18 protein-coding genes are annotated in these 23,212 nt (G+C 72.2%); 2 read left to right on the top strand and 16 right to left on the bottom strand.

Annotated features, from left to right (window positions below; all coding sequences use genetic code 11):
- Nucleotides 1-301 precede the first annotated feature (301 nt).
- The 8 genes from ACFY1H_RS32040 to ACFY1H_RS32005 form a co-directional block, all read right to left on the bottom strand.
- Entirely contained in the window at nucleotides 302-3,064 is a 2,763-nt protein-coding gene (locus tag ACFY1H_RS32040; RefSeq protein ID WP_386952603.1) for an AAA family ATPase, read from the bottom strand.
- Nucleotides 3,065-3,348: 284 nt separating this feature from the next.
- Nucleotides 3,349-4,203: an amidohydrolase family protein gene (locus ACFY1H_RS32035; RefSeq protein ID WP_386952600.1), complete on the bottom strand. Its 855-nt coding sequence runs from the start codon at nucleotides 4,201-4,203 to the stop codon at nucleotides 3,349-3,351.
- A 41-nt stretch (nucleotides 4,204-4,244) separates the two neighbouring features.
- Nucleotides 4,245-5,543: an amidohydrolase family protein gene (locus ACFY1H_RS32030; RefSeq protein WP_386952597.1), complete on the bottom strand. Its 1,299-nt coding sequence runs from the start codon at nucleotides 5,541-5,543 to the stop codon at nucleotides 4,245-4,247.
- Between the two features lie 46 nt (nucleotides 5,544-5,589).
- Nucleotides 5,590-6,288, bottom strand: coding sequence for an isocitrate lyase/phosphoenolpyruvate mutase family protein (locus tag ACFY1H_RS32025; RefSeq protein ID WP_386952594.1), 699 nt, complete (start codon nucleotides 6,286-6,288; stop codon nucleotides 5,590-5,592).
- Nucleotides 6,289-6,336: 48 nt separating this feature from the next.
- A complete protein-coding gene (locus ACFY1H_RS32020) occupies nucleotides 6,337-7,182 on the bottom strand; it encodes an SDR family NAD(P)-dependent oxidoreductase (protein WP_386952591.1) in 846 nt (281 codons plus the stop codon).
- Nucleotides 7,183-7,281: 99 nt separating this feature from the next.
- On the bottom strand, nucleotides 7,282-8,148 hold the full coding sequence (locus ACFY1H_RS32015) for a helix-turn-helix transcriptional regulator (RefSeq protein WP_386952588.1): 867 nt from the start codon (nucleotides 8,146-8,148) through the stop codon (nucleotides 7,282-7,284).
- Nucleotides 8,149-8,351: 203 nt separating this feature from the next.
- A complete protein-coding gene (locus ACFY1H_RS32010) occupies nucleotides 8,352-9,206 on the bottom strand; it encodes a LysR family transcriptional regulator (protein WP_386952585.1) in 855 nt (284 codons plus the stop codon).
- Nucleotides 9,207-9,437: 231 nt separating this feature from the next.
- A complete protein-coding gene (locus ACFY1H_RS32005; RefSeq protein ID WP_386952582.1) occupies nucleotides 9,438-9,701 on the bottom strand; it encodes a nuclear transport factor 2 family protein in 264 nt (87 codons plus the stop codon).
- Between the two features lie 122 nt (nucleotides 9,702-9,823).
- Here ACFY1H_RS32005 and ACFY1H_RS32000 point away from each other — a divergent pair, with 122 nt between their 5' ends.
- Nucleotides 9,824-10,180 carry a VOC family protein gene (locus tag ACFY1H_RS32000; protein WP_386952579.1) on the top strand — a complete coding sequence of 119 codons (357 nt, stop codon included), beginning with the start codon at nucleotides 9,824-9,826 and terminating at the stop codon, nucleotides 10,178-10,180.
- A 232-nt stretch (nucleotides 10,181-10,412) separates the two neighbouring features.
- Here ACFY1H_RS32000 and ACFY1H_RS31995 read toward each other — a convergent pair whose 3' ends face one another.
- The 8 genes from ACFY1H_RS31995 to ACFY1H_RS31960 all read right to left on the bottom strand — a co-directional run bounded on the left by ACFY1H_RS31995 (nucleotide 10,413) and on the right by ACFY1H_RS31960 (nucleotide 22,379).
- Complete coding sequence (locus tag ACFY1H_RS31995; RefSeq protein WP_386952576.1) at nucleotides 10,413-12,320, bottom strand: molybdopterin biosynthesis protein; 1,908 nt, start codon at nucleotides 12,318-12,320, stop codon at nucleotides 10,413-10,415.
- Nucleotides 12,317-13,537: a gephyrin-like molybdotransferase Glp gene (glp, locus tag ACFY1H_RS31990; RefSeq protein ID WP_366582666.1), complete on the bottom strand. Its 1,221-nt coding sequence runs from the start codon at nucleotides 13,535-13,537 to the stop codon at nucleotides 12,317-12,319. The genes ACFY1H_RS31995 and glp overlap by 4 nt, the downstream gene beginning before the upstream one ends.
- The gene (locus ACFY1H_RS31985) at nucleotides 13,534-15,264 is read right to left on the bottom strand and encodes an NAD(P)H-dependent oxidoreductase subunit E (RefSeq protein ID WP_386952573.1); all 1,731 of its coding nucleotides are present in this window, start codon (nucleotides 15,262-15,264) and stop codon (nucleotides 13,534-13,536) included. Before ACFY1H_RS31985 ends, glp begins: the two co-directional genes overlap by 4 nt.
- The gene (gene fdhF, locus ACFY1H_RS31980) at nucleotides 15,261-18,215 is read right to left on the bottom strand and encodes a formate dehydrogenase subunit alpha (protein WP_386952570.1); all 2,955 of its coding nucleotides are present in this window, start codon (nucleotides 18,213-18,215) and stop codon (nucleotides 15,261-15,263) included. The genes ACFY1H_RS31985 and fdhF overlap by 4 nt, the downstream gene beginning before the upstream one ends.
- 53 nt (nucleotides 18,216-18,268) lie before the next feature.
- Nucleotides 18,269-20,071: an aldehyde ferredoxin oxidoreductase family protein gene (locus ACFY1H_RS31975; protein WP_386952567.1), complete on the bottom strand. Its 1,803-nt coding sequence runs from the start codon at nucleotides 20,069-20,071 to the stop codon at nucleotides 18,269-18,271.
- Between the two features lie 39 nt (nucleotides 20,072-20,110).
- Nucleotides 20,111-20,959 (bottom strand): molybdenum cofactor guanylyltransferase, encoded by an 849-nt coding sequence (locus tag ACFY1H_RS31970; protein WP_366582662.1) that lies wholly within the window; start codon nucleotides 20,957-20,959, stop codon nucleotides 20,111-20,113.
- Nucleotides 20,960-21,072: 113 nt separating this feature from the next.
- Nucleotides 21,073-21,573: a universal stress protein gene (locus ACFY1H_RS31965; RefSeq protein WP_366582661.1), complete on the bottom strand. Its 501-nt coding sequence runs from the start codon at nucleotides 21,571-21,573 to the stop codon at nucleotides 21,073-21,075.
- A 272-nt stretch (nucleotides 21,574-21,845) separates the two neighbouring features.
- Nucleotides 21,846-22,379, bottom strand: a complete 534-nt coding sequence (locus ACFY1H_RS31960) for a flavodoxin domain-containing protein (protein WP_366582660.1) — start codon at nucleotides 22,377-22,379, stop codon at nucleotides 21,846-21,848.
- 176 nt (nucleotides 22,380-22,555) lie between these two features.
- On the opposite strand from ACFY1H_RS31960, the gene ACFY1H_RS31955 reads away from it, so the two are divergent.
- Nucleotides 22,556-23,182: a hypothetical protein gene (locus ACFY1H_RS31955; RefSeq protein ID WP_386952564.1), complete on the top strand. Its 627-nt coding sequence runs from the start codon at nucleotides 22,556-22,558 to the stop codon at nucleotides 23,180-23,182.
- The last annotated feature ends 30 nt before the right edge of the window (nucleotides 23,183-23,212 follow it).

Raw genomic sequence — 23,212 nt, 5'->3', positions numbered from 1 at the left:
GGCGCCCCGGCGGGCGAGGGACCGTCAAATGACTGGTCCGTCGACGGTCTCGAACCGCCGATATCCGGCCTTAATGGACACCGCGGCGGTCAACGGCGCCGGGACCGGCCGAGCACGGCCGGCAGTACCTTTTCGGCCTGCAGCACCCACGCCTGGTAGAAGCTCAGCCCCTCGCTCACGCCGACCCGCCTTCACCGGTGCGGCGCGATGAACTCCCCGATGAACCCGTCGACCTGCGCGCCGCCCCGACGACGACGAACCGGCCGCCGACGGCCGGCCGGCCGGATTCGCGCGACAACTGTCACAGGACTGGCTTGTCCCGCCCCTGCCGCGCATCGTATGCGGTCAGGGCGTCCCGCAACGCGGCCCGAGAATTGATGCCCAGCTTGGGGAAGATCTTGTACAGGTGATCGGCCACCGTTCGGTGCGAAATGAACAACCTCTGGCCGATCTGCCGGTTGGTCAACCCCGCACCCGCCAGCTCGGCGATCTCGCGGTCCTGCGGGGTCAGCGTCGCCGAGACGTCCGGCGAGGAATGCCGCAGCAGGTCCGTGGCCCGGAGCTCGACGTCCGCCCGCGCACGCCACGGGACCGCGCCCAGCTGGGAGAACGCGTTGCGCGCCAACGCCAGCTGCTCGCGAGCCGCGTTCGTGACGAACATCCGTCTCAGCCGTTCCCCGTAGGCGAGGCGCACGCGGGCCAGATCGAACGGCCACCGGTCGAGCTCCTCGCCGGACAACGCGGTCTCGAACCGTTGGCGCACGACGTCGTTCGCCGCGGTCATGGCCAGTACCCCGTCGGCCACCAGGCCCAGCCCGGGCGACAGCCGGTCCGGCCGGGCCCGGCGCAGCGCCTCGGCGTGCGCGCACGCCTCGGCGGTCAGCCCCAGGGCCAGGCTCGCCTCCACGAGGTCGAACGCCGACCACAAGGCGATGCCCCGATACGGCGCCAGCTCGCCCGCAGGGCTGACGCGCGCCGCGTGCCGGTAGGCGGCGTCGTGGTCGCCCGCCGCGAGGTCGGCCAAGGCCCGCGCCTGCGCCGCGAGGTGCGTGATCCCGCCGGCCTGGTGCGCCACGGCCCACCGCGACATGTCGTCGGTCAGCTGCCGGGCCGCCGCCACCTCACCCCGCCCCGCGGCCACGAGCGCGCGCACCCAGTGGAAGGTCCAGGTGTGCACCCTGAGCCCATGCCGAGCGCAGAGCGCGATGCCCTCGTCCGCCGCTGAACACGCCTCGTCCCAGCGGCCCGTGAGGTACCCGTCGACCCCCGAGAGCACGAGCTCGCTCAAGCGGCGACGGACCGGTGCGCGGCCGGTCCCGCGGGATCGCGTGGATCGTTCGGACGACGACCGCAGGTGCGACAGCCGGTCCGTGAACACCGCGGCCGTGCCGATCCGGATGAGCCGGCCCGGGTCCTGGTCGGTGTCCGGGGCGCCGAGCAGCGTGTCGAGCGCGGCGAGGTCCGCGTCCGACGCGCGGGCGGGGTCGGCGAAGACCGATGCGTTCACGCGCAGCAGCGGCGGCGGCTCGGGCTTCACCTGGCGGACGAAGGCGTGGAACGTCTGCCATGCCTCTTCCGTTCCGACGTACCAGCTGATCACCATGAGGTTCAGCAGCGCCTCGAGCAGCGCCGGGTCGTCGGCGTCGAACCCGTGGTCACCCGCCTCGATCGCCCCGGCCAGGAGCCGGTGCGCGGTCGTGAGGTCGCCTTCGGTGTTGATCAGCAGGTGCGCCGCCGCAGCCGCCCCGGTCAGGGAGCGGGTCACCGGGGAACCGTGCCGCCGGGCGTCGTCGAGCAACCGGCCGGCGGTGGTCAGTTCGCCGAGCGCGTCGGCACCGAGGTAGGCGGCTTCGGCCAGCCGGCGGCTCCGGTCCGCCGGGTCGCGGCTGAGATCCGCGGCCCGGGTGAGCGCCGCGACCGCGCTCATCGCGTCGCCTTGGCCCAGCAGCGTCTTCGCCGACTCCTCCAGGTCGCGGGCGATACCCGGGTCCGGCCCCAGAGCGGACCCGGCCAGGTGCCGCACGCGGCGTTCGGGCACGTCGACGACGCTCGCGAGCGCGCCGTGGGCCCAGCGTCGATCGCGTTCCGACGACGCTTCGACCACCGCCGCGCCGATCAGCGGGTGCCGGAACCGAAGGCCGGCCGTGCTCACCTGCATGAGCCCGGACTGTTCCGCCGGCGCGAGATCGTCGAAGTCGCAGACCGTACCGCCGGCCCGCCTCAGCCGCGCGACTTCGATCGCCCCGCCGAGCGTGAACAGCAGCATCATGAGCCGGCACCGCTGCGGCAGCTCGCGCACGCGCGACGAGAACAGTTTCCGCAGCCCGTCGGACAGCGGCAGGAACTCGGGCAGCGCGGTGAAGTCCTCACGCTGCTCCCGGTCGAGGGCCGCCGGCAGCTCCAGCAACGCCAGCGGATTTCCCGCCGCCTCGGTCAGCAACCGATGCCGGACCGCGGGAGCCAGCTCCGGGAAGTGACGGTCGAGCAGCGTGCGAGACGCCGCCGCCCGCAGCGGTGGCAACGTGAGCTCGGCGAGGCCGTTTCCCCGGAAGAACCCGCGTTCGGCCGACCGGCAGGCCGCGAGGAAGACGATCGGGCAGCCGACCAGCCGGCGGGCGACGAAGCTCAGGACCTCCGCGCTCGCGCGGTCCACCCAGTGCACGTCGTCGACGACGATCAGGAGCGTCGCCTCGGCCGCCGCGGCTCTCAGCCAGAGCAAGGCCGCGTTCGACACCACCAGCCGATCCGGTGCCGGGCCGAGCTCGAACCCCAGCGCGTACCGCAGGGCCGGGCGGTGCGCGCCGTTGAGCGCGCCCATGTCGTCGCCCAGCGGGAGCAGGAGCTGGTTGAGCGCGGAGTAGCTCACCTCCGCCTCGAACTGCACTCCGGCAGCGCGCAGGACGCGCGTGCCACGCGCCTCTTCCCTCGCCGCGAACTCGTCGATCACGGCGCTCTTGCCGACGCCGGCTTCCCCCAGCACGAGCAGGGCCGCACCAGGCACCGCCGGACCGTCGACGAACCGGCGCAGCAGATCGAGCTCACCATCGCGACCGACGAGGGTCACCGGCCAGCGGCCCGGCGCCGAGGTGGACGTTCGGGAATCGAAGTTCTCCGGACCCGCGCCCCCTGTGAGCAATCCACTCCCTTTCCCACCACACGAAGACAAGAGAGAAAATTTTCAGCGATCGGCGCGGCGGCCGTTCTCGCTGCGCGCCAGGCATCCACGCGACGCTCTGCATCCTCACGCGGGCGTCTCGCACCGCGTCATCCTCACGCCGATCAGGGTGGCCGAATACCCCGGATCGTTCCATTTTCCGTCAAAATAGTTCCACCTCCGGAGGGGTGTCCTCAGTGGCGGATCTTCGGCGGGGTGTACGGCTCGGCGGGCCGCGGCCAGCCGAGGACCGTGCGCACGGTGCGGCCGAGGACCCATTCCTTGTCCTCGCCGCCGAGGAGGTCGCTTTCGCGCAGCGAGAAGAGCTCGTCGGCCCAGCGGTGGTCGCCGGTGATCGCGGTGTAGTCGCTCGCCCACATGACCCGTTCGCGGCCGAAGGCGTTCAGGATCTGCAGCAGTTTGTCCGTCGCCGGTCCGAAGGGATATTCGCCGGCGTGGAACAGCTCCGGCCCGTGCCCCCACTTGACGGCGACGTTCGGGAGGTCGGAAAGCCGCAGCACGTCCTGGAACTCGTCCTCGTTCGCGGGCATGCCGACGTGATCGAGGATGATCGTGGTGTCCGGGTGTTCCGTGGCGTACGGGCGCAGCATCGGCGCGTTGCGCGGGGTCATGGCGAAGACCGGCAGGCCGTGGTCGGCCGCCGCGTCGAAGACCGGGCGGAACGCGCCTTGTCCCAGTTCCTTGACGTCCTCGTCGGCGCGGGCGACGATCCGCACCGCCCGCGCGTGCGGGGCGTCGGCCACGGCCTTCACGCCGGCGGCCAGGTCGGGGTCGCGGTGGTGGATGCGCAGGAGGTAGGAGAAGCGCTCCGGATGGCGAAGGGCGGCCAGCTCGGCGCCGGGAGCCGTGGCGCGGAAGGCACGTGCCTCGGGCAGGAGGATGCCCGGGTTACCGCGCCCGGTCGTTTCGTCGAAGCCCCAGAACTCGTCGATCACGGCGGCCTGGATGCCCAGGGAGTTCATGGCGGCGAGGGTCTCTTCGGCGTTCATCGTGAGGTGGAGGTGGATCTGGGAGTCCACAATGTCCATGGGGGAAAGTCCTTTCGGGATTCTTCGGCGGGTGCTGGTGATCAGCCCGCCTCGGCCGCCCACTGCCGGCGAAGGCGCTCCCGGTCGACGGGGTGTCCGGCGAAGTAGACCGCCGAGATCTTGCGGGTGGCGGCGATGTCCTCCAGCGGATTCGCGTCGAGGACGAGCAGGTCCGCGCGCTTGCCGACGTCGAGGGTGCCGCGGTCGGGCAGGCCCAAGACCTCGGCCGGCAGCTGGGTCGCCGACCGGATCGCCTGGAGGGGCGCCATCCCGGCCAGCACCATCGACTCGATCTCGCGGTGCTCGGCAATGCCGAAGAACTGGGTGCGTGCTCCCGTGTCCGCGGACAGCAGAACGCGGACGCCGCCTTCGACGTAGGCCCGCAGGCTCGCCTCGAGAATCGTGTAGGAGCGCCGGCTCGCGGCGACGGACTCGGGCGGGAGCGCGGCGATCCGCGCACGGACCTCGGCCCGCGCCCGGGCCGACACGGTCTCGGTCAGCGCCGGTTCGTCCAGCCAGGCACTGTCGTCGTACGCGGTGCGCTGGATCCCCATGGAGGTGAAGGTGAAGACAGTGTCCTTTCGCAGCAAGCGGATGAGCTCGGCGTCGGGCCCCGGGTCGCGGACCATGTGGGCGATGCCGTTCACCCCCGCTTCGAGAACCCCCTTCGCGTCCGCCAGCTCGAAGATGTGCGCGATGGCGAGAAACCCGAGGCGGTGGGCTTCGCCGATGATCGCCGAATACACCTCCGGAGCGAGCTTCTCGCGCGTCCCCCAGCGGTCGTCGACCCAGAACTTGATCGCATCCGGACGTTTGCGCGCGAGCTCCCGGACCGTCGCCCGCGCTTCGTCCACAGTGGATACCTCGTGCACCACGTCCGTGGCGAAGTAAGGGCCGCCGTTGATTTCGCCCGGGGTCGGTGCCACGAGACCGGTGCCGGCGGTGAACAGCAGGGGCAGCTCGGGGTCGTCGAGCTCTCCCGACCGCTGCTGGTCCCGGAGGGTGATCTCCACGTCATCACGGTCGGTGCCGAGCGACTGGAAGACGCTGATTCCGTAGTAGGCGAGGCGGCGCAGGTGATCCAGCACGTTCTCGCGCGAGTAGTTGTCTTTGGACACCGTGGCGTCTCGCAGGTAGCCGATGTGCCCGTGGGGGTTGACGATCGTGGGCATGACCGTTTTGCCGGCGAGGTCGACGCGGGTCACGTCGGGTGGGACGCGAAGTGACGGGCCGATCGCCGTGATCAAGCCGTCGTCGACGACGATGCCGGCGTTCTCGAGAACGGTCCGGCCGTCACCGGTGATGACGCGAGCGCCGTGAAAATGAACGGAGTCGGGCATCGCGAAGCCCCTCTGGTTGCCGAGCGGGGAAAGGACGAGGGCACGCTCAGTCGAGCAGGCCGTACGCGCGGGCGTCCTCGCGGGCCTGTTCGATGCCGAGGAACCGGTCGAACTCGGCCAGGGTGCCCAGTTCCGGTTCGATGCTCGTCGTGGAACCTTCGCGGGCCCGCGTCTCGAACGCGGTTCGCATGGCGCGGGCCGCGGCGAACGGGCCGAGTGCCCGGTACAGAACGACGTCCGCGCCCCACGCGCCCACTTCCGCGGCGCTGTGCCCGGGGAAGTCGACGGTGAACACCGGCACCTCGGCCTCGGCCTTCAGCACCGACCAGTGCTGCTCGTCCAGCCGTCCGGCGATGAACACGCCGTCCGCACCGGCCTCCTGGTAGGCCAGCATGCGCTCGACCGCCTGAGCCGGGCCGTCCGCGGACGCGGCTCCTCGCTTCGAGGCGTCGGTGCGCCCGATGACCATGAAGTCCGCATCGGACCGGGCGTCGACCGCGGCCTTGATCTTGTCGACCGTCTGCCGCACGGTCTCCAGGTCCGGGTCCGCTTTGAGGTGCTTGCCGAAAACGTGGTCCTCGATGTGGGTCGCGGCCGCGCCGTTGGTGGCTCCGGTCGCGTAGCTGCCCACGTACGCGGCTTGGAAGCCGAGTTCGCGGACGAGCAGCGCGGAAATTCCGTCGTGGACACTCGGCACCGCAAGCGGTTTCGCCGCCGCGATCGCGTGCCGGAGGGTGTTCGCCATGGTGGATCCTTCGTGAGTTCGTGCGGGCGGCAGGGGCGGGGAGCTCGCCTACCGCCAGGGGAGCACCTGGTGCTCGCGCACCAGAGCGCCGTAGTGGTCGGGATTCACCGGGCCCTGCGCCAGCTCCAGCAGAGCGACGGCCGCCTCGTCCGGGGTCGGCGCGCCGCTGACGTCCCACCACACCGACGAGATCCGGGTGTTGATCATCCCCGGGCACACGGCGCAGACGAGCACCCCGCGCGCCAGGTCGCCGTCCCGGCGCTGTGCGGCGAGGGTGCGGACCGCGGTGACCTGGCCGATCTTGGAGGGGATGTTGACGAACGCCGGCCACGCTCCCCCGAACGCGCTGCCGTCCCGCACCGCGTCACGCCACGCGGCCACCGCCGCGTCCACGTCGTCGAGCGTCGCGAGGTCGTCGAACTGCCGGTGCAGGACGGGAGCGAGGTACCGCAGGGTGCCGAGTGAGCTGGCGACGACGATCATCCGCCCGCCGTCGGGCAACAGCGGCGTGAACGCCCGCAGCACGCGCGTGGTGCCGAAGTTGTTGACCTGCGTGTAGTCGCCGACGATCGCGCGCGCGTCGTCGTCGGGCGTGACGGCCATGACCGCGTTGTTGAAGACGATGTCGACCCCGCCGTGCCGCTCGGTCAGGGCAGCCGCCAGCTCCTCGGCGCGGTGCGGGTCCGCCACGTCGAACAGTTCGGTCCTCACCTGCGCGCCGAGACCGCCGAGACCACCGAGCTCGGCGGCGACCTTGTCGAGCCGCCCGCGGTCACGTCCAGTCGCGTAGACCACGTCGTCGGGGCCGAGGCGCTGGGCAAGGCCCTTCACCAGAGCCAGGCCCAAGCCCTGGGTCGCCCCGGTGACGAGTGCAACGCGCGGTCGGTCCGTCATGTTCTTCCTCCGGTCATTTCTTGCCGTGCACACCAGAATGCCGGGGAGAAATGCGTGCCGCACCCCGTTGTTTGGGTGTCTGTTGTGCTAGTGCCGCCGCTACCTGGGTAACGCGGCCAAATGCCCTGTGGGCGCGATCTCTGCCGTTTCTTCGGCAGGCAGGAAAACGATCAGTGACTGCTGCTCGTTCTGCGCGTCCATCAGTTTGAGGCAGTCCAGGTCGACGCGGCCGTGACGCGGGTGACGCAGTTCCTTTCGGGCCGGGGAGAACCCGCTCACGCTCTGCTCGGCCCACAGCTCACGAAACATTTCGGACGCTTCTTCCAGGCCGCGGAGCAGTTCGCGGCCCCGCGGATCGTCCGGATGCCGCGCCAGCGCCACCCGCAGCCGGCCGGCCAGAGCGCGCGCCTCGGCCGCCCAGTCGACGAACAGCCCCGGCCCCCGGGCTTCGACGAAGGTCAGCCACAGGATGTTGCGTTCCCGTTCGGCCCGCTGGTCCAGCCCGCCGAGCAGCTCGGCGTACGCGTCGTTGTAGGCGAGCAAGTCCCACCAGGGGTTCACCACGTAGGCGGGCTTCGGGTGCAGCTCGCGCACCAGCCGGCTCAGGAGCGGGTCGACGCACCGCGGTTTCGGCGGAGCGGGCGGAAGGGCCAGCCCGGCCAGGGTGAACAGATGCGCCCGCTCCGACGGGGACAGCCGGAGGGCGCGGGCCAGGCTCTCGACCACCTGGTGACTGATGCTGATGTCCCGGCCCTGCTCGATCCAGGTGTACCAAGTGACGCTCAGGCTCGCCAGCTGCGCGAGTTCTTCCCGGCGCAGACCGGGTGTGCGCCGGCGCGGGCCCGGTGCGAAGCCGGCCGACGCCGGATCGGTGGCTTCGCGGCGGGCGCGCAGGAAGGCGCCGAGTTCGGTGCGCTGGACCAGTTCAGGCATGCGAAACCTCCCTTCCTGCGCTCGCGAGGACATCACCGTGTGGGTTGTGGAGGGCCCGCGGCACTCCACGGGTCGAGCGTAGGAGCCGTTGAGCCATGAGGCCAACGAGAGTTCGGCACACCCGGTATGCGGTCTTGTCATGGCTCGCGGAGGAACCGGGAACGGGCCGGCGTCAGGCGGGAAAGCCTTCGTCGATCGCGGCGGCGCGCAAGGCCGCGGCGAGCCGGGCGACGGGCTCAGGGGGACGCTGGGGCAGCCGCGCCGGCAGGATGCGCCGCTGTTCGGCCGGACCGCCCCGGACCGGAAGCACCCGCACCCCGGGCGGCGCCAGCTGCGCGAAGGTGGCGGGCATGGGTGGTGATGCCCAGGCCCGCGGCGACGAGGTGGAGCTTGGCCGGCCAGTCCCGTGCCGTGTGCGCGATCGCAGGGCGTTCGTCCAGTCCCGGCCAGACCCCGATCGCCCGCTCGTCACCCGGGTTCGCGAGCCAGCGCTGGCCGCGCAAGTCGGTCACGTCGATGAACTCGGTGCGGGCCAGGCAATGCGTGCTGGGCACGGCAACGCTCAGGCTGCGTTCGACGAGCGGCTGAAGGTCGAGGGCGGGCGTTTCGCTGTCCGGCGGGCGAAACGGCGGCACCGCGGCCGGCACGGCCAGGTCCAGCGTGCCGGCGCGCAACGCCCGCGCCAACGCCGGGGTGCCACCCTCGCGGGTGATCACCGTGATGGCGGGATCCGTCCGGCGCAGCGCGGCCAGCGCGCGCGGAACGAGCCACGCGCCGGCGCTCGCGAACCAGCCCAGCCGCACCGTGCCGTGCTCCTCGGGCAGGCCCGCCAGTTCCCGCGCGGCGGCGTCGACCTGGTCGATCGCCGCGGCCGCACGACGCACCACGAACCGGCCGGCGGGCGTGAGGCGAACCCCGTCGTGGCGTCGTTCGAGCAACGGCAGTCCCGCCGCGCGCTCCAGCGACGCGATCTGCCGGGACACCGCGGACGGGGTGTAGCCCAGCGCGTGGGCGGCAGCGGTGAACGTGCCTCGCTCGGCCACCTCCCGCAACACCCGAAGGGAGGTGAGCGACGCGTCAGTGAAGACCATCGTGGTCAGCCATACCGGCCACGCCCGCGGCCCGGGGTCACGACGGCGCGGGTGCGGCCACCCGGTGGACCTTCGGTTCCGCGGCCGCTGCGCTCATTCCGGCCGGGCACCGAGGAACTCGCGGTACTCCACGATCCGGCCGCTGCCGTCGATGCGGTGCAGGACGGTTGTCAGCACGTTCTTCCGGCGGGTCCCCGCGATCACGCTTTCGCTGTGGTTGCACACCGCGACTCACGGCCCGGCGAACATCCGCAGGTCCTCCCCCGTCGTGACCACCCGGACGTCCTTGAAGCGCTGGTGCCACCGGTCCCGGTGGGCCACCGCGTCCGCACCCGTCCACCGCCCCGCGGACGGCTCAGCCGGGTACTCGAACACGAAATCGTCCGCGTAGAGCGCGAGGTAGCCGTCCCACTCGCCGTCCGTCCAGGCGCGGGCGAACGCGTCCGCGATCGTTTCGAGTGCCTGACGATTCTCCCCACCGGCGTACTTCGTCATCTTCGCGACCTCTCTCCCCGCTTGATTCCCGACCTTAAGCAGAGCCGCGGCGATTTCGCCGGCGGTGAGGCTGGTGGTGATGAAACCACCATCGGCGCACGGATCCGCCTACGCTCGATTCCATGAGCGAGATCATCGATTCCGTGAGCACCCGGATCGAAGTGAAGAACATCGGCGACGCCCTGCCGACCTACCAGCGGCTCGCCGGTGACAGCCCCGTGCGGGAATTGTCGTTCCCCGAATTCCGGCTCGCGGTCGTCGGCCCCTTCATGCTGTTCGAAGGCGACCCGGAAGTCCTGGCGGCGCACCGTCGCAATGCGACACTCCGGGTCCACGACCTCGACGCCGCCATCGCCGCCTTCACCAGCCGTGGCGGCGAGCTGGTGTCCCCGGTCGCCCCAGCCGCCGGCGGCCGCCGCGTGCACCTGAAGGACCGCGACGGCAACCTGTTCGAGTGCTTCGAGCCGGGCGCGGCGTAGACCCTCCGGCACGTACCGGATGGGGTGGTCACTCCTCCTGGCCCTCGGCGAGCAGCCGGCGGTTCCCGCGGGCGCGAGGGGCCGGGCGGCATCGAGCGGCAACCTGATCAGCACGTCTGTCTCCTCGATCGGATCCTGGTGCGACTCGGCCTTCTCCGTGACCGTTTCCGATCGTGTCAGAACGAGCCGGAGATTCCCGCGCGCCAGAAGATCGGCTTCTGCCGAGATCGACTCAGCGGATCCGGTTGCCCGTCTCGGCGCAGGAGTAGCCGCCGAGCTCCTCGACGCGCGTGCGGAAGCCGGGGTCCGCGAGCAGTGTCCACAGTGGAGCCAGGAGCTCGTGCGACACGTCCGCGGCCCGCAGCACGAGATCGTAGGGTTCCTGCGCCACCGGCACGAAGTCGAGGCCGAAGGCGCGGGCCGCGGCGAGGATGCCCAGGCCGGTGTCGGCGCGGCCGGCGGCGACCGCGGCGGCGACGGCGAGGTGGGTGTGTTCCTCGCGGGCGTAACCGGGGATGGCGGCGGGATCGAGGCCGCGGCGGCCCAGTTCGTGGTCGAGCAGGGCGCGGGTGCCGGCGCCGCGCTGGCGGTTGACGTAGCGCACCCCCGGCCGGACGAGGTCGTCGATGTCCTTGAGGCCCAACGGGTTTCCCGGCGCGACGAGGAGCCCCTGGTCCCGGTGCACGAGCCGGATCACGGCGGCCTCGTCGCCGAGCAGGCGTTCCACGTACGGCAGGGTGTACTCGCCGGTGGCGGGGTCGAGCAGGTGCGACCCGGCGAGGTGGCACAACCCGTCGCGCAGGGCGACCAGGCCGCCGAGCGAGCCGACGTTGGAGGAGGCCAGTGTCACGAGCGGGTCGGCGGCGCGCAGGGCCGAAGCGGCGAGGTCGAGCACGAGGTCGTGCGAACCGATCGCGACGATGGTCCGGTCGATCTCGGCGAGTCCGCGCAGCAGCTCCACGCGGACCTCGGTCCCGGCGTGGTGCCCTTCGACGCCGGCCGGGACCACGAGCAGGCCGTCGGCCCGCACGAGGGAGGTGAGCACCCCGGCGCCGCGCGGGAGCGGGGTCGCGACGACGTGGTCCTGCACGCGGCCCAGCCGCACGCGCACCCAGTCGTCCATGCCGACCACCGACGGCAGTTTCCGGGCGAGGCGGGCCGTGGTCGAGGGCCGTTCGCGGGGCGCGGCGCCTTCGAGCTCGGCCAGCAGGGGCGCGGCGAAGATGTCGAACGTCAGCGCCGCCGACACGGGATAACCGGGCACCCCGAGGATCGGCGTCGCCGGATCGCCGGTGACGGTCCCGAGCACCACGGGATGCCCGGGCCGCACCGCGACCCCGTGCACGGCAACGGTTCCGGCTTCGGCGACGACGCGGGCGGTGTAGTCGTCGCGGCCCGCGCTGGACCCCGCGATGAGCATGACCAGGTCGGCTTCGCGAGCGGCCGTGCGCGCGGCGGCGGTGATGGCGGCCGGGTCGTCGGCGACGATGGCGGTGACCCGGGCGTCGCAGCCGACCTCGCGGGCCTGCGCGGCGAGCATCACCGAGTTGGTGTCGGCGATCTCGCCCGGCCGCAGCTCGGTCCCCAGCGGCCGGATCTCGTCACCGGTCGGGATGATCACCACGACCGGTGCCCGCCGCACGGCCAGCTCGGTCACGCCGGCGGCGGCACTCGCGGCGACGTCGACCGGACGCAGCCGATGGCCCTCGGGCAGCAGCAGCTCGGCCGCGCTGATGTCTTCCCCGATGGAGCGCACGTGCTGGTACGGCGGCACCGCCGTGTGCAGCTCGGCGCCGCCGGGCGTGTGGTGGACGTGTTCACGCATGACCACCGCGTCGTACCCGGGCGGCAGCGGGTCGCCGGTGTCGACGACTTCGAAATCCGTCACCACCACGGGCGCCGTCTCCGAGGCCCCCACCGTGTCGGCCGCGCGCACGGCGATGCCGTCCATTCCGGACGAGTCGAACGCCGGTGAGGACCGCAACGCCCACACCGGTTCCGCGGTGACCCGCCCCACCGCCTCGCCGACGGGGACCCGGATCGCCCCGACCCGCGCCGGGCACCCGGCGGCCGCCCGCGCTTCCCGCCAGGCGGCGTGGGCCTGGGCGGCGGGGACATCGGAGATGAACGGGCTGTTCATGCGTACAGCGTGACATCCACGTCCAGGCCGCCGTCGAGCCCGGTCGCCGGTTCCGGGACGACCACGTACCCGTCCGCGCGGGTGAGCACCGACAGCAGCGCGGACGGCCCGAACAGCGGCTCGGCGACACCGTCGCGCACGCGGACCTGGACCACGTCGAGCCGGCCGGCGGCCGAGGCCAGATCGCGCGAGAGCCGCGCGCGCGTCGAAGGCCGCGCGGGCGGGATCTCACACCCGCTGAGCCGCCACAGCACGGGAATCCCGATCTGCCCGAACACCACCAGCGCGGACAAGGGGTTGCCCGGCAGGCCGATCACCGGGATCCCGCCGCACTCGGCCAGCAGCGTCGGCTTCCCCGGTTTGATCGCCAGCCCGTGGCACCAGACCTCGCCGACCGCGGCGACGGCGCCCGCGGTCTCGTCCCGAGCGCCGACCGACGACCCGGCCGACACGACCACCAGGTCCGCCCCGGGCAGCACCGCCGTCAGCTTGTCCTTCAGCGCCCCGGGTTCGTCCGAGACGATGCCGGCGAGCACCGGGTCGCCGCCGGCTTCGAGCACCAAGCCGGCCAACGCGGACGCCGTGGCGTCGCGCACCTGGCCCGCGGCGAGCGTGGCGGTCCCGGGCGGGACGACCTCGTCGCCGGTCGAGATGATCACGACCCGCGGCCGCGCGTGCACCGGCACGGACACCACGCCCGCGGCGGCCAGCAGACCCAGCTCCGGCGCCCGCAACGGCCGTCCACCCGGGACGAGCGGCGCGCCGGCGGCCACGTCGTCGTCGGCGCGCACCAGCCCGCCGCCCGGCGCGACCGGCCGGGTGACCTCGATCGTGCCCGGCATGGTCTCGGCGGTGAACTCGACCATCACCACCGCGTCCGCCCCGTCGGGCAGCACCCCGCCGGTCGGCATCGCCACGCAGCCGCCCGGCCGCACGGACACCGTGGGCGCGGTGCCCATCCGGACCGCGCCGAGCAGGTCCAAATAGGACGGCAGGCCGTCGGAGGCGCCGTAGGTGTCCGCCGCCCGGACCGCGAACCCGTCCACTGTGGACTTGACGAAGCCCGGCAACGCGTGTGGCGACGGGATGTCGCCCGCCGGTACCCGGTGCAGGGCCGCCGGCAACGCGACGGTCTCGACGGCGGTGCGGTGCGCCGGACGGAACCCGGCGAGGGCCTCGGCGACGGTGCGGGTGGTGAAGAACTCGCGTCCGCTCACCGACCCGGCTGGTCCTTCGCTCCCTCGGGCTTCGGGTGGGGACGCGCCGCGGCGCCGCCCTTGGCCAAGCCCAGCACCGACACCACCGGCCCGAGCGCGACCTGGCCGAGCCCGCAGATCGACGTCTTGCGCATCGCCTCTTCCAGCTGCAGGATCTTCCCGCGCCCGGCGTCGTCCAATTCGGACTCCGTGTCGAGCACACCGCGCAGCAGCGTGTGCGCCTTCGTGGACCCGACCCGGCAGGGCACGCATTTGCCGCACGACTCGTTGCGGAAGAACCGCAGCACGTTCGTCGACGCGGCCAGCAGGTCGGTGCCTTCGGCCAGCACCACCAGGGCGCCGGAGCCCAGCATCGTCCCGGCCTCGGCCAGCGACGCGAAGTCCAGCCGCAGGTCGAGCTGGTCGGGTCCGATGAAATTGGACGACGCCCCGCCCGGCTGAACCGCGCCCACGGGCGCACCGTCGAGCACCCCACCGGCAGTGTCGATCAGCTCCCGCACGGTGGTACCCATCGGCACGCAGTACACGCCGGGGTCGGCCACATGCCCGGAGACGGCGAAGAACTTCCAGCCGGTCGAGTCGCCGATGCCCTGCGAATGCCACCAGTCCGCGCCGCGCTGCAGGATCACCGGCACGTCGGCGAAGGTCTCCACCGAGTTGATCAGGGTGGGCCGCCCGTGCAGGCCGTAGTTGCCCGGGAACGGCGGTTTGTTGCGGGGCTCGCCGCGGTGGCCCTCCATGCACTCGAGCAGCGCCGTCTCCTCGCCGAGGATGTAGCCGCCCGGGGAGACGAAGAGGTCCAGCTCCAGCCGCCGCCCGCTGCCGCACGCGTCCGGCCCGATCACCCCGGCCTCGCGCAACGCGGCGATCTCCTCGCTCAGCACGTGTTCCTCGGGGCCGTACTCGTGCCGGATGAACACCCAGCCCTGCTCGGCACCGACGACGGCCATGCCCAGCAGCAGCCCTTCCAGCACCAGGTGCGGCTGCTCGGCGAGGATCTGCCGGTCCTTGAACGTGCCCGGCTCGGACTCGTCGGCGTTGCAGATGGCGTACTTCACCGTGCCCGGCTGGGCGCCGGCGACCAGATTCCACTTCTGCCCGGTCGGGAACCCGGCACCGCCCATGCCGCGCAGCCCGGAGTCCTTGAGCGTCGCCACCACGGACTCGGCACTGATCTCGCCGGCCAGCAACGCGCGCAATGAGCGATAGCGCTCGCCCACCCCGGAACCGCCGGGGTACGGATCGTTCGGCCAAGGCTCCTCGCGCCGCACCGCCGACGCGGGCCCGACTCCCCCGCCGCGCGCGGCGGTGACCAACGTGTCCACTTCGGACACCGGCGCCGGGTGCTCGTTCACCGCGGCCGCGGGCGCGGCGTCGCAGCGGCCCAGGCACGAGACCTCGACCAGCTCGACGTCGGTGTCTTCGCCGTACTGCTGCTTGATCTCCGCGATGCGGTCCTCGCCCGAGCGTAGCCAGCACGACAGGTCGTGGCAGACGCTGATCTGCACCTTTTTCGGCGGGGTGGTGCGGAAGTGCGGGTAGAACGAGATCAGGCCCTCGATCTCGTACCGCGGCCGGCTCACGTCGCGCGCGAGCTCCTCCAGCTCCTCGCGCGGCAGCCAGCCGAGCCGGGCCTGGATCGCGTTCAGCGCCGGGATCAGCGACGGGCCGGGGAACTTGCCCGCCCGCGCCTCGACGCCGGGCACCCGCTCGGGACTCAAGGTCATTCCGCGACTCCTGCCGCCGTGACGGATTCCGTGTGCGCCGCGCCCAGGGCCTCGACCTGGATCGCGCAGAACTTGAACTCGGGGATCTTGCCGTACGGGTCGATCTCGTCGATGGTCAGCAGGTTCGCCGCCGCTTCCCGGAAGTGGAACGGGATGAAGCAGTTCCCGAGCTGTTCGCGGTGCGAGATCTTCACCTGCAGCTCGATCACCCCGCGCCGGGACCGCACGCGCGCCCGTTCACCGTGGGCCAGGCCGCGGTCGGCGGCGTCCTTCGGGTGCATGTACACCTCCGGGATCGGGGCGATCGAGTCCAGCGCGAACGAGCGCCGCGTCATCGACCCGGTGTGCCAGTGCTCCAGCAGCCGGCCGGTGTTGAGCACCAGCGGGTACTCCGCGTCCGGGAGTTCCTTGGCCGGCAGCCACTGCGCGGCGACGAGGTGGGCCAAGCCGTCGTCGGTGTTGAATCGCTCGTCGAACAGCACCACGGTGCCGTCGGAGTGCTCCGGGTCGGCGTTGGGGTAGAGCTTCCCGGACAGGCCGAGGTTGTCGTGGCGCAGGTTCTTGTACGAGGGCATCAGCGCGACCATCTCGTCGAAGATCTCGCTGGGGCCCGGGTAGTTCCAGTCCAGGCCGATCCGCCGGGCGATGTCCTGCACGATCTCCCAGTCGACCCGCGCCTGCCCGGGCGGGTCCATGACCTTGCGGCCCAGTTGCACCCGCCGGTCGGTGTTGGTGTAGCTGCCGTCCTTCTCCAGGTAGGACGACGCGGGCAGGATCACGTCGGCGAACTCGGCCGTCTCGGTGAGGAAGATGTCCTGCACCACGAGGAAGTCCAGCGCGCCGAGGGCCTTGCGGACCTTGTTGATGTTCGGGTCGGACAGGAACGGGTTCTCCCCGAGCATGTACATCCCGCGCACGCCACCGGGTTTGAGCACCGAGCCGATGATCTCGGTGACGGTCAGCCCGCGCTTCGGGTCCAGGGTCGTGCCCCAGGCCTGCTCGAACCGCTGCCGGGTGCGGTCGCGGTCGACGCCCTGGTAGTCCGGGTAGAACATCGGGATCAGGCCCGCGTCGGAGGCGCCCTGCACGTTGTTCTGACCGCGCAACGGGTGCAGCCCGGTACCGGGCCGGCCGACGTTGCCGGTGATCGAGCACAGCGCGATCAGGCAGCGGGCGTTGTCGGTGCCGGTGGTGTGCTGGGAAATGCCCATGCCCCAGTAGATGACGCCCGCGCCGGCCTCGCCCCACTCGCGGGCGACCTCGCGGATCAGGTCCGCGTCCACGCCGGTGATCTGCGCGGCCCGCTCCGGCGGGTACTCCGCGACCGTGCGCGCGAGCTCCTCGTAGCCCGACACGCGCTCGGCGATGAACTCGCGATCGATCATCCCGAGCCGGATCACCTCGTGCATGATCGAGTTGTAGAACGCGACATCGGTGCCGGGCTTGACCTGGCAGTAGTAGTCGGCGTGCTCGGACACCGTGCTGGCGCGCGGGTCCACGTAGACGATCTTGGTGCCGCGCCGGCGGGCCTGCTTGAAGAACGAGCTGGCGACCGGGTGGTTCGCCGTCGGGTTGGACCCGGTGATGATCACGATGTCCGCGTTGGTCACGTCGCCGTAGGTCGTGGACACCGCGCCCGAGCCGACACCCTCGAACAGCGCCGCGACCGAGGACGCGTGGCACAGCCGGGTGCAGTGGTCGACGTTGTTGGTGCCGAACCCGGCCCGGATGAGCTTCTGGAAGAGGTAGGCCTCCTCGTTGGAGCACTTCGCCGAGCCGAACCCGGCGATGGCGCCCGGCCCACCGGTCGCGTGGATCTCCTTGAGCCGCCGCGCGACGAGGTCGAGCGCCTCGTCCCAGGTCGCCTCGCGGAAGTGCGGCATGACCTCGTCGTAGTCGACGAGCCCACCCGGCTTGCGCCGGCCGTCGCGGCCGCGCTTCTGGCTCCGGCCGCCCCCGCTGCGGTTCCCGCCGCCACCGCCGCGTCCACGGTCGTTCTCGGCGTCGCCGCGGACGTCCGCGGACAGCGGGCCCTTCGGGTACGACGAGTCGATGCGGATGAGCGGCGTGGTGAGCCGTTGCGGTGAAGCGGCGTAGTCCCAGCCGTAGCGGCCCTTGACGCACAGCCGGCTCTTCGACCCGGGCTGGTCGCGGCCTTCGGCGAAGGAGATCGCGCCGCGGTCGCGGTCGACGTAGTACGTCAGCGCGCAGCCGACCCCGCAGTAGGGGCAGACGCTGTCGACGGCGTCGAGCTGCTCGCGGGGCTGGATCGGGATGAGGTTGATCGCCTTGTTGGTCAGCGCGCCCGTCGGGCAGGCCTGCACGCACTCGCCGCAGGTGACGCAGGAGCTGGAGCCCATGGGGTCGTCGAGGTCGAACGCGATCTTCGTCGAGTAGCCCTTGCCGGAGCGGCCGATCACGTCGTTGCCCTGGATGTCGTCGCAGGCCCGCACGCAGCGGTCGCAGAGGATGCAGGCGTCGTGGTTGACGGCGATGACCGGGTTGGACAGGTCCGTGCCGCGCCCGGAGCCGCAGGGCAGGTCGGTGGTCTCCTTGGCGACGTCGAAGCGGTCGGCCAGCTCCAGCAGCAGGTTGTCGCCGGTCGTGGTCTGCTTGGGGTCCTCGGCGCGGTCCGGCTGGTCCGACAGCAGCAGCTCGGTGAGCGTCGCGCGGTTGCGTTCCAGCTCGGGCGTGCTGGTCTTGACTTCCATGCCGTCCTCGCACGGGCGCACGCACGCGGCGGCGAACACGCGGCCGCCGGTGTCGACCACGCACATCCGGCAGACGCCGACGGGGTCGTAGCGCTCGTTGTGGCACAGCACGGGAATGTCGATGCCGGCCTGCTGAGCCGCGTTGTAGATGCTCGTTCCCTCGGGCACCGTCACGGAGTGGCCGTCGATCGTCGTGGTCACCGTACGCACCGCTGTGGCCGGCTCATCGACTGTCGTCATCACTGACCTCCGTCACAAGCGAGCGTATGTCGTATACAACATACCTCGTACAGTCAGGCTTCGAGGAGGAGTCCGGGAAGGTCGCTGGCGCGCACCCGTCCTTCCTCATCGAGCCCACGGGCAACGTAATAACTGTCGACCATGGCCTGCAATTGCTGCGCGGTCAACGTCGCGGCACGACCGGACGCCAGCTCCAGCGGCGTTTCCAGCATGCGGGGCGGCAGGGTGTCGTCCTTCGCGGTGGCACCTTCGCGCTGGTTGAAGGCCCGCTTGGCCCGCACGATCCGCTCGGCCGTGGCCCGCAGCTCGTCCGCGTCGACCGGCCAGCCGGTGACCAGGGACAGCAGCGTGGCCCACTCGGTGAACGGGTCCTCGAACACCCCGCGCAGGAACTTGCACAGGATCATCGAGTCCATCACCGCGGCCCGGTCCTCGGTGCCGATCGCCGCGCCGACGTGGGCCGCGCCGCCGCGGAACCGGTTCACCTCGCCCGAGAGGTCGGCTTCGTAGGCGCCGGACCGGTTGTGGTCGGCGCCGCGCGCGTTCACCGCCAGGCCCAGCGCCATCGACTGCAGGCTGCGCGGCTCGTAACCCGGCAGCTCCAGGCCCTTGACCTGCGGGGCGAAGCCGATCGAGCCGTGCCCGACGATCGCGGCCGCGCGCCGGGACCCCTGGGCCAGCAGCTCGCCCAGCCCGGCCTCGCGGGCGCCGATCGCCTCGAGCGCCCGCAGCAACGCGGCGCCGTCGCCGAACTTCAGCCACGGCTCGTCGATCAGGCCCCGCTCGACGCATTCCATGGCCCACGCGATCGTGCCGCCGGCCGAAATCGTGTCCAGACCCAGCTCGTCGCACTTCGCGCTGGCGGCGAACACGTCGTCGGGATCGGAGACCCCGCACAGCGGGCCGAGCGCGAACACGTTCTCGTACTCCATCCGCTGACTGCCGCCGCCCTTGCGGGAGTAGATGTGCTCGCAGCCGATCGAGCAGGACGCGCAGCTGTTGCGGGCCACCCCGCGCAGCTCGTGCAGCTCCTCGGCGGCGAGCTTCGGCGCGCCGTCGAAGGTGGCGGCGGTGAAGTTGCGGGTCGGCAACGTGCTGACCGCGTTGAACGCCAGCAGGTTCGCCAGCGTGCCCAGCTCCCGGTACTTCGCGGTGGCCGGGCCGAAACTGCGTCGCCGCAGGTCTTTCGCCGCGGCCAGCACCCCGGCCTGGTCCGCGACGGCCACCTTGGTCGCCGACCGCACGAGGACCGCCTTGATGTTCTTCGCGCCCAGCACCGCGCCGAGCCCGCCGCGCCCGGCGTGGCGGCCGTCGTGGCTGATCGTGGCGTAGCGGACCTGACGTTCCCCGGCCGGCCCGATCGCCGCCGTGCGCCAGCCGCGCCCGAACCGCTGCCGGGCCCGTGCTTCGGCGTCGGCCGCGGGCAACCCGGCCAGCTCCGGCGCCGGTTCGAGGCGCACTCCGTCACCGTCGACGAGCAGCACCGACAAGCGGGCGGCGCGACCGCGGATGACGAGGGCGTCGTGCCCGGTCAGCTTCCCGGCGATGGCGAACTGGCTCGACGCCAACGCGTCGGTCAGCAGGCCGGTCAACGGGGACTTGGCGACGACGGCGAACTTCGCGCTCGTGGTCAGCGGCGTGCCCACGAGCGACGAGAACACGAACGCCAACGGTGCTTCCGGCGCGAGCGGATCCACCCGCGGCGGCGCGAACCGGTGCAGCAGCCACGTGCCCAGCCCGACGCCGCCGAGGTACGCGCGCAGCACGCGCTCGTCCAGCTCGCACGTTTCACCGGTCGCCGTGTCGTCCCCGACGTCGACGACCAGTGCCCGCCCGAAAAAGCCTCCCGGCGCCATGCCTCCGACTGTAGGCCCGTTCGAGCGGTTGTGGCGCGCTCAGCCGCCGGCATCTGCCGACAGGAACGCCACCGAATCCCCCGTCACGAGCGGCAGCAACGGATCCCGCGTCACCTGCTCACCGTTCACCGCGGCGACCACGTGCCGGTCCAGCGCCAGCCCGGCCAGCTCGGCGGCCGCACCCAACGTGGCCGCACGGCCGGTCCGCGGCCGGTGCCCGTCCTTGCCCGCCAGTGCCCCGAACCGTTCGACCGTCACCTCCGGCGCCGGGCGGTGCCGCACCTCGGCGTAGTCCTCCGGCGTGTTCACGTTGATCACCGACTCCAGCTCCGGGTCGAGCTTCGCCAGCGCCCGGTCGGAGAGCAGCTGGGCGTCCTCGAGCTGGGCGACGGTGCAGTGCTTGAACAACATCCCCGGCCGCAGGTCGCCCTCCCCGATCAGCCCGGTGATCAGCCCGGCCAGCGACGTCCGGTACGCGGCCGCCAGCGGCTGCCGGAACCCCCGGGCCACCGGCATCACCATGTCCGCACCCGTCTCCGCCAGCCCGCGCAGCACTCGCCGCACCCACGCGGGATGCAGCAACGGCATGTCCGTCGAGCACACGAACGCCGCCTCGGCCCGCTCCGCCACCGCCGCCAGTCCCGCCGCGACCCCCTGCATCGGCCCGAGGCCCTCGACCGGATCCTCGACGACCTCGACGGCCGCCGGCAGCTCGGGCAGCTCCTGCCCGGCCGCCGCGACGACCACCACCGGGCCGTCGATCACCCGTCCCAGCACGGCACACGTCCGGTACAGCAGCGTCGAGCCGTGCCACTCCAAGCCCGCCTTGGGCCGGCCCATCCGCGACGATCGCCCACCGGCAAGCACCACACCCGCCTCGGTCTGCATCTGCCGGAGGATAGCCGCGAGTCACGGACGGTGGCGAGGAACAGCCACCGCGGCGTTCCCCGGCCCGGCCGCCTCGGCCGGGCCGCCGAGCGAGAAGAGCGACTGCGGCGTGCTCACAACAGCGGGCCGGGCTCGTAGGTCACGGCCGGGTCCGGGACCGGCCCCCGTTCCTCCGCCGTGCGAACCGGCACGACGACAACCGGGCAGCGGGACTCCTTGAGGCAGTGGGCGGACACGGACCCGACGAGCAGCCGCAGCAGGCGGCCGTGGCCGTGGCTCCCGACGACGAGCATCGCCGCGTTCTGCGAGACCCGCACGAGGACCGGACCGGGCGCGCCGTCGACGGGCTCCGCCCGGACCGGCACCGGGTCGGCGCCGGCGAGTGCCTCGGCGACGGACTGCGCCAGCCGCTGCCGGTAGCGGTTTTCCAGGTCCCGCGGCGACCGCGCCGCCGCCGACTCCAGATCGGCGGTGGGGTCGTAGGTCCACGCCCGGACCGCCACGACCCGCCGGCCGCTCGCCTTCGCCTCGGCCAGGGCCCAGCGCAGCGCCGCGGCGCTGCCCGCCGAACCGTCGACACCGACGACGATGTCGTTCTCGTCTGCCGTGGTCACGGCCTTCTCCTCTCCCGACGGGGACGGGGCCCGGCAGGGCGCCGCGCTCGGCCGCGGCGATCGCGTGCCGGGCGCGACCGATCACGTCGGGGTCCACCGAGATCGACGTGATATCGATCCGCACCAGTAGCTCGGTGAGACCGGGATTCGCCGAGGCTGGCACCCGATCGACGGGGCCCGTATCACCGGCGAAGGCAGCCGGGTCCCGTGCCGTCGTCCGCGCGGCGCCCCCGGCGCACGAGCCAGGACGGGCACGACCGCGGCTCTCCCGCTCATCGCCGGCCCTGCCGCTGCGCGGGCTCCGCGGCCAGCTCGCCGGCGATGGTCCGCGCCCAGGCCCGGATCATCGGCCAGTCGCGGTTGTCGCCGTCCGGTACTCGCAGCGCGGCGACCACGGCCCGTTCGGGGAAGCGCAGCTTCGCGCGCTCGATGCGGCCGCCGAAAAGCCGGTGCTCGCGGGCGCCCGAAGCGACCAGCACGTCCGAGACGTCCACCGGATCCTCCCCCGGGTGCGCCTGCTCCCCCGCCGGCCCGCTGGAGAACAGCCACACGGGGACGCGGCGCAGCTCCTCCTGGTGCTCGTGCACGACACGACGGGCGCTGTCGAGCCAATGCCCGAAGTAGACCGCGCTGCCGAGCACCGCCGCGTCGTACCCCGCGAACGACGTGACGTGCTCGGCATCGCGCACCTCGGCCTCCACCACGACACCGGTTTCCTCGAGCGAAGCCCTGGCCGTCGCGGCGATCTGCTCGGCGATTTCCCTCGTGGCGCCGTGCCTGGTCGCCACCACGACGAGAATCCTCATGGCCAGCCGCCTTCCGATCGACCCCCTCACCGTGGCGTCCCGCCGCGGCCCGCGGCAGAGCAGGAAGTCACTTCCGGCGATGACGAAATCGGCCACGCACACACCGTCCGATCCTGGCGCGCGCACGGGGGCGCGCCGAGCCTGGACACTCCACCCCCGCCCGAAGAGGAGGAACCATGACGGATTCCCACCCGCAGGCACCCGATCTGCTCGGCGACCGGTTCGTCCCGCACCCCCAGTTCTCCCTGGTGCGCCATGAGATCGTCGACGCGCCGGCCAAGGAGACGTACGCGGCGGCACGCGACCTCGACCTGACGGACGTCCACAGTGGACTGCTGACGGTCACGGAGCGGGTCCGCGAGCTGCCCGCGCGCTGGCGCGACCGGCGCCACGGGCCGCCCCGGCAGCCCACCCGCCTGACCGTCGACGACCTCGACAGCGGTTCCGACTGGGCGCTCCTCGGCGAGCACCCGGGCGCCGAGTTCGCGGTCGGCGTCGCCGGGAAGTTCTGGCGCCCGGTCGTCACCTGGCGCCGGGTCGACCCGGACGACTTCGCGGCGTTTTCCGAACCTGGATACGGGAAACTGGTGATCACGTTCGGCGTGCGGTCCTACGGAGTCCACCACAGCCTGCTGACCGTCGACAGCCGAGTGCAGATGACGGACCCGCAGAGCTGGCTCAAGTTCCGCCGGTACTGGCGAATCGCCCGGCCCTTCGCCCAGGCGGCCCACGCCACGCTGGTGCGGACGATCTCCGAGGAGGCACGGGCCCGGGCTCTCGCCGCCCCCGGCCGGCCGGATTGAACGCGCCGCTCGACCCGGCGGCCGCGGCTT

The sequence above is a fragment of the Amycolatopsis sp. NPDC001319 genome (assembly GCF_042896185.1).
In the GTDB taxonomy this organism is placed as follows: Bacteria; Actinomycetota; Actinomycetes; order Mycobacteriales; family Pseudonocardiaceae; genus Amycolatopsis.
Note: the sequence above shows the minus strand (reverse complement) of the source record. Positions and strands in the feature narration are given on the sequence as shown.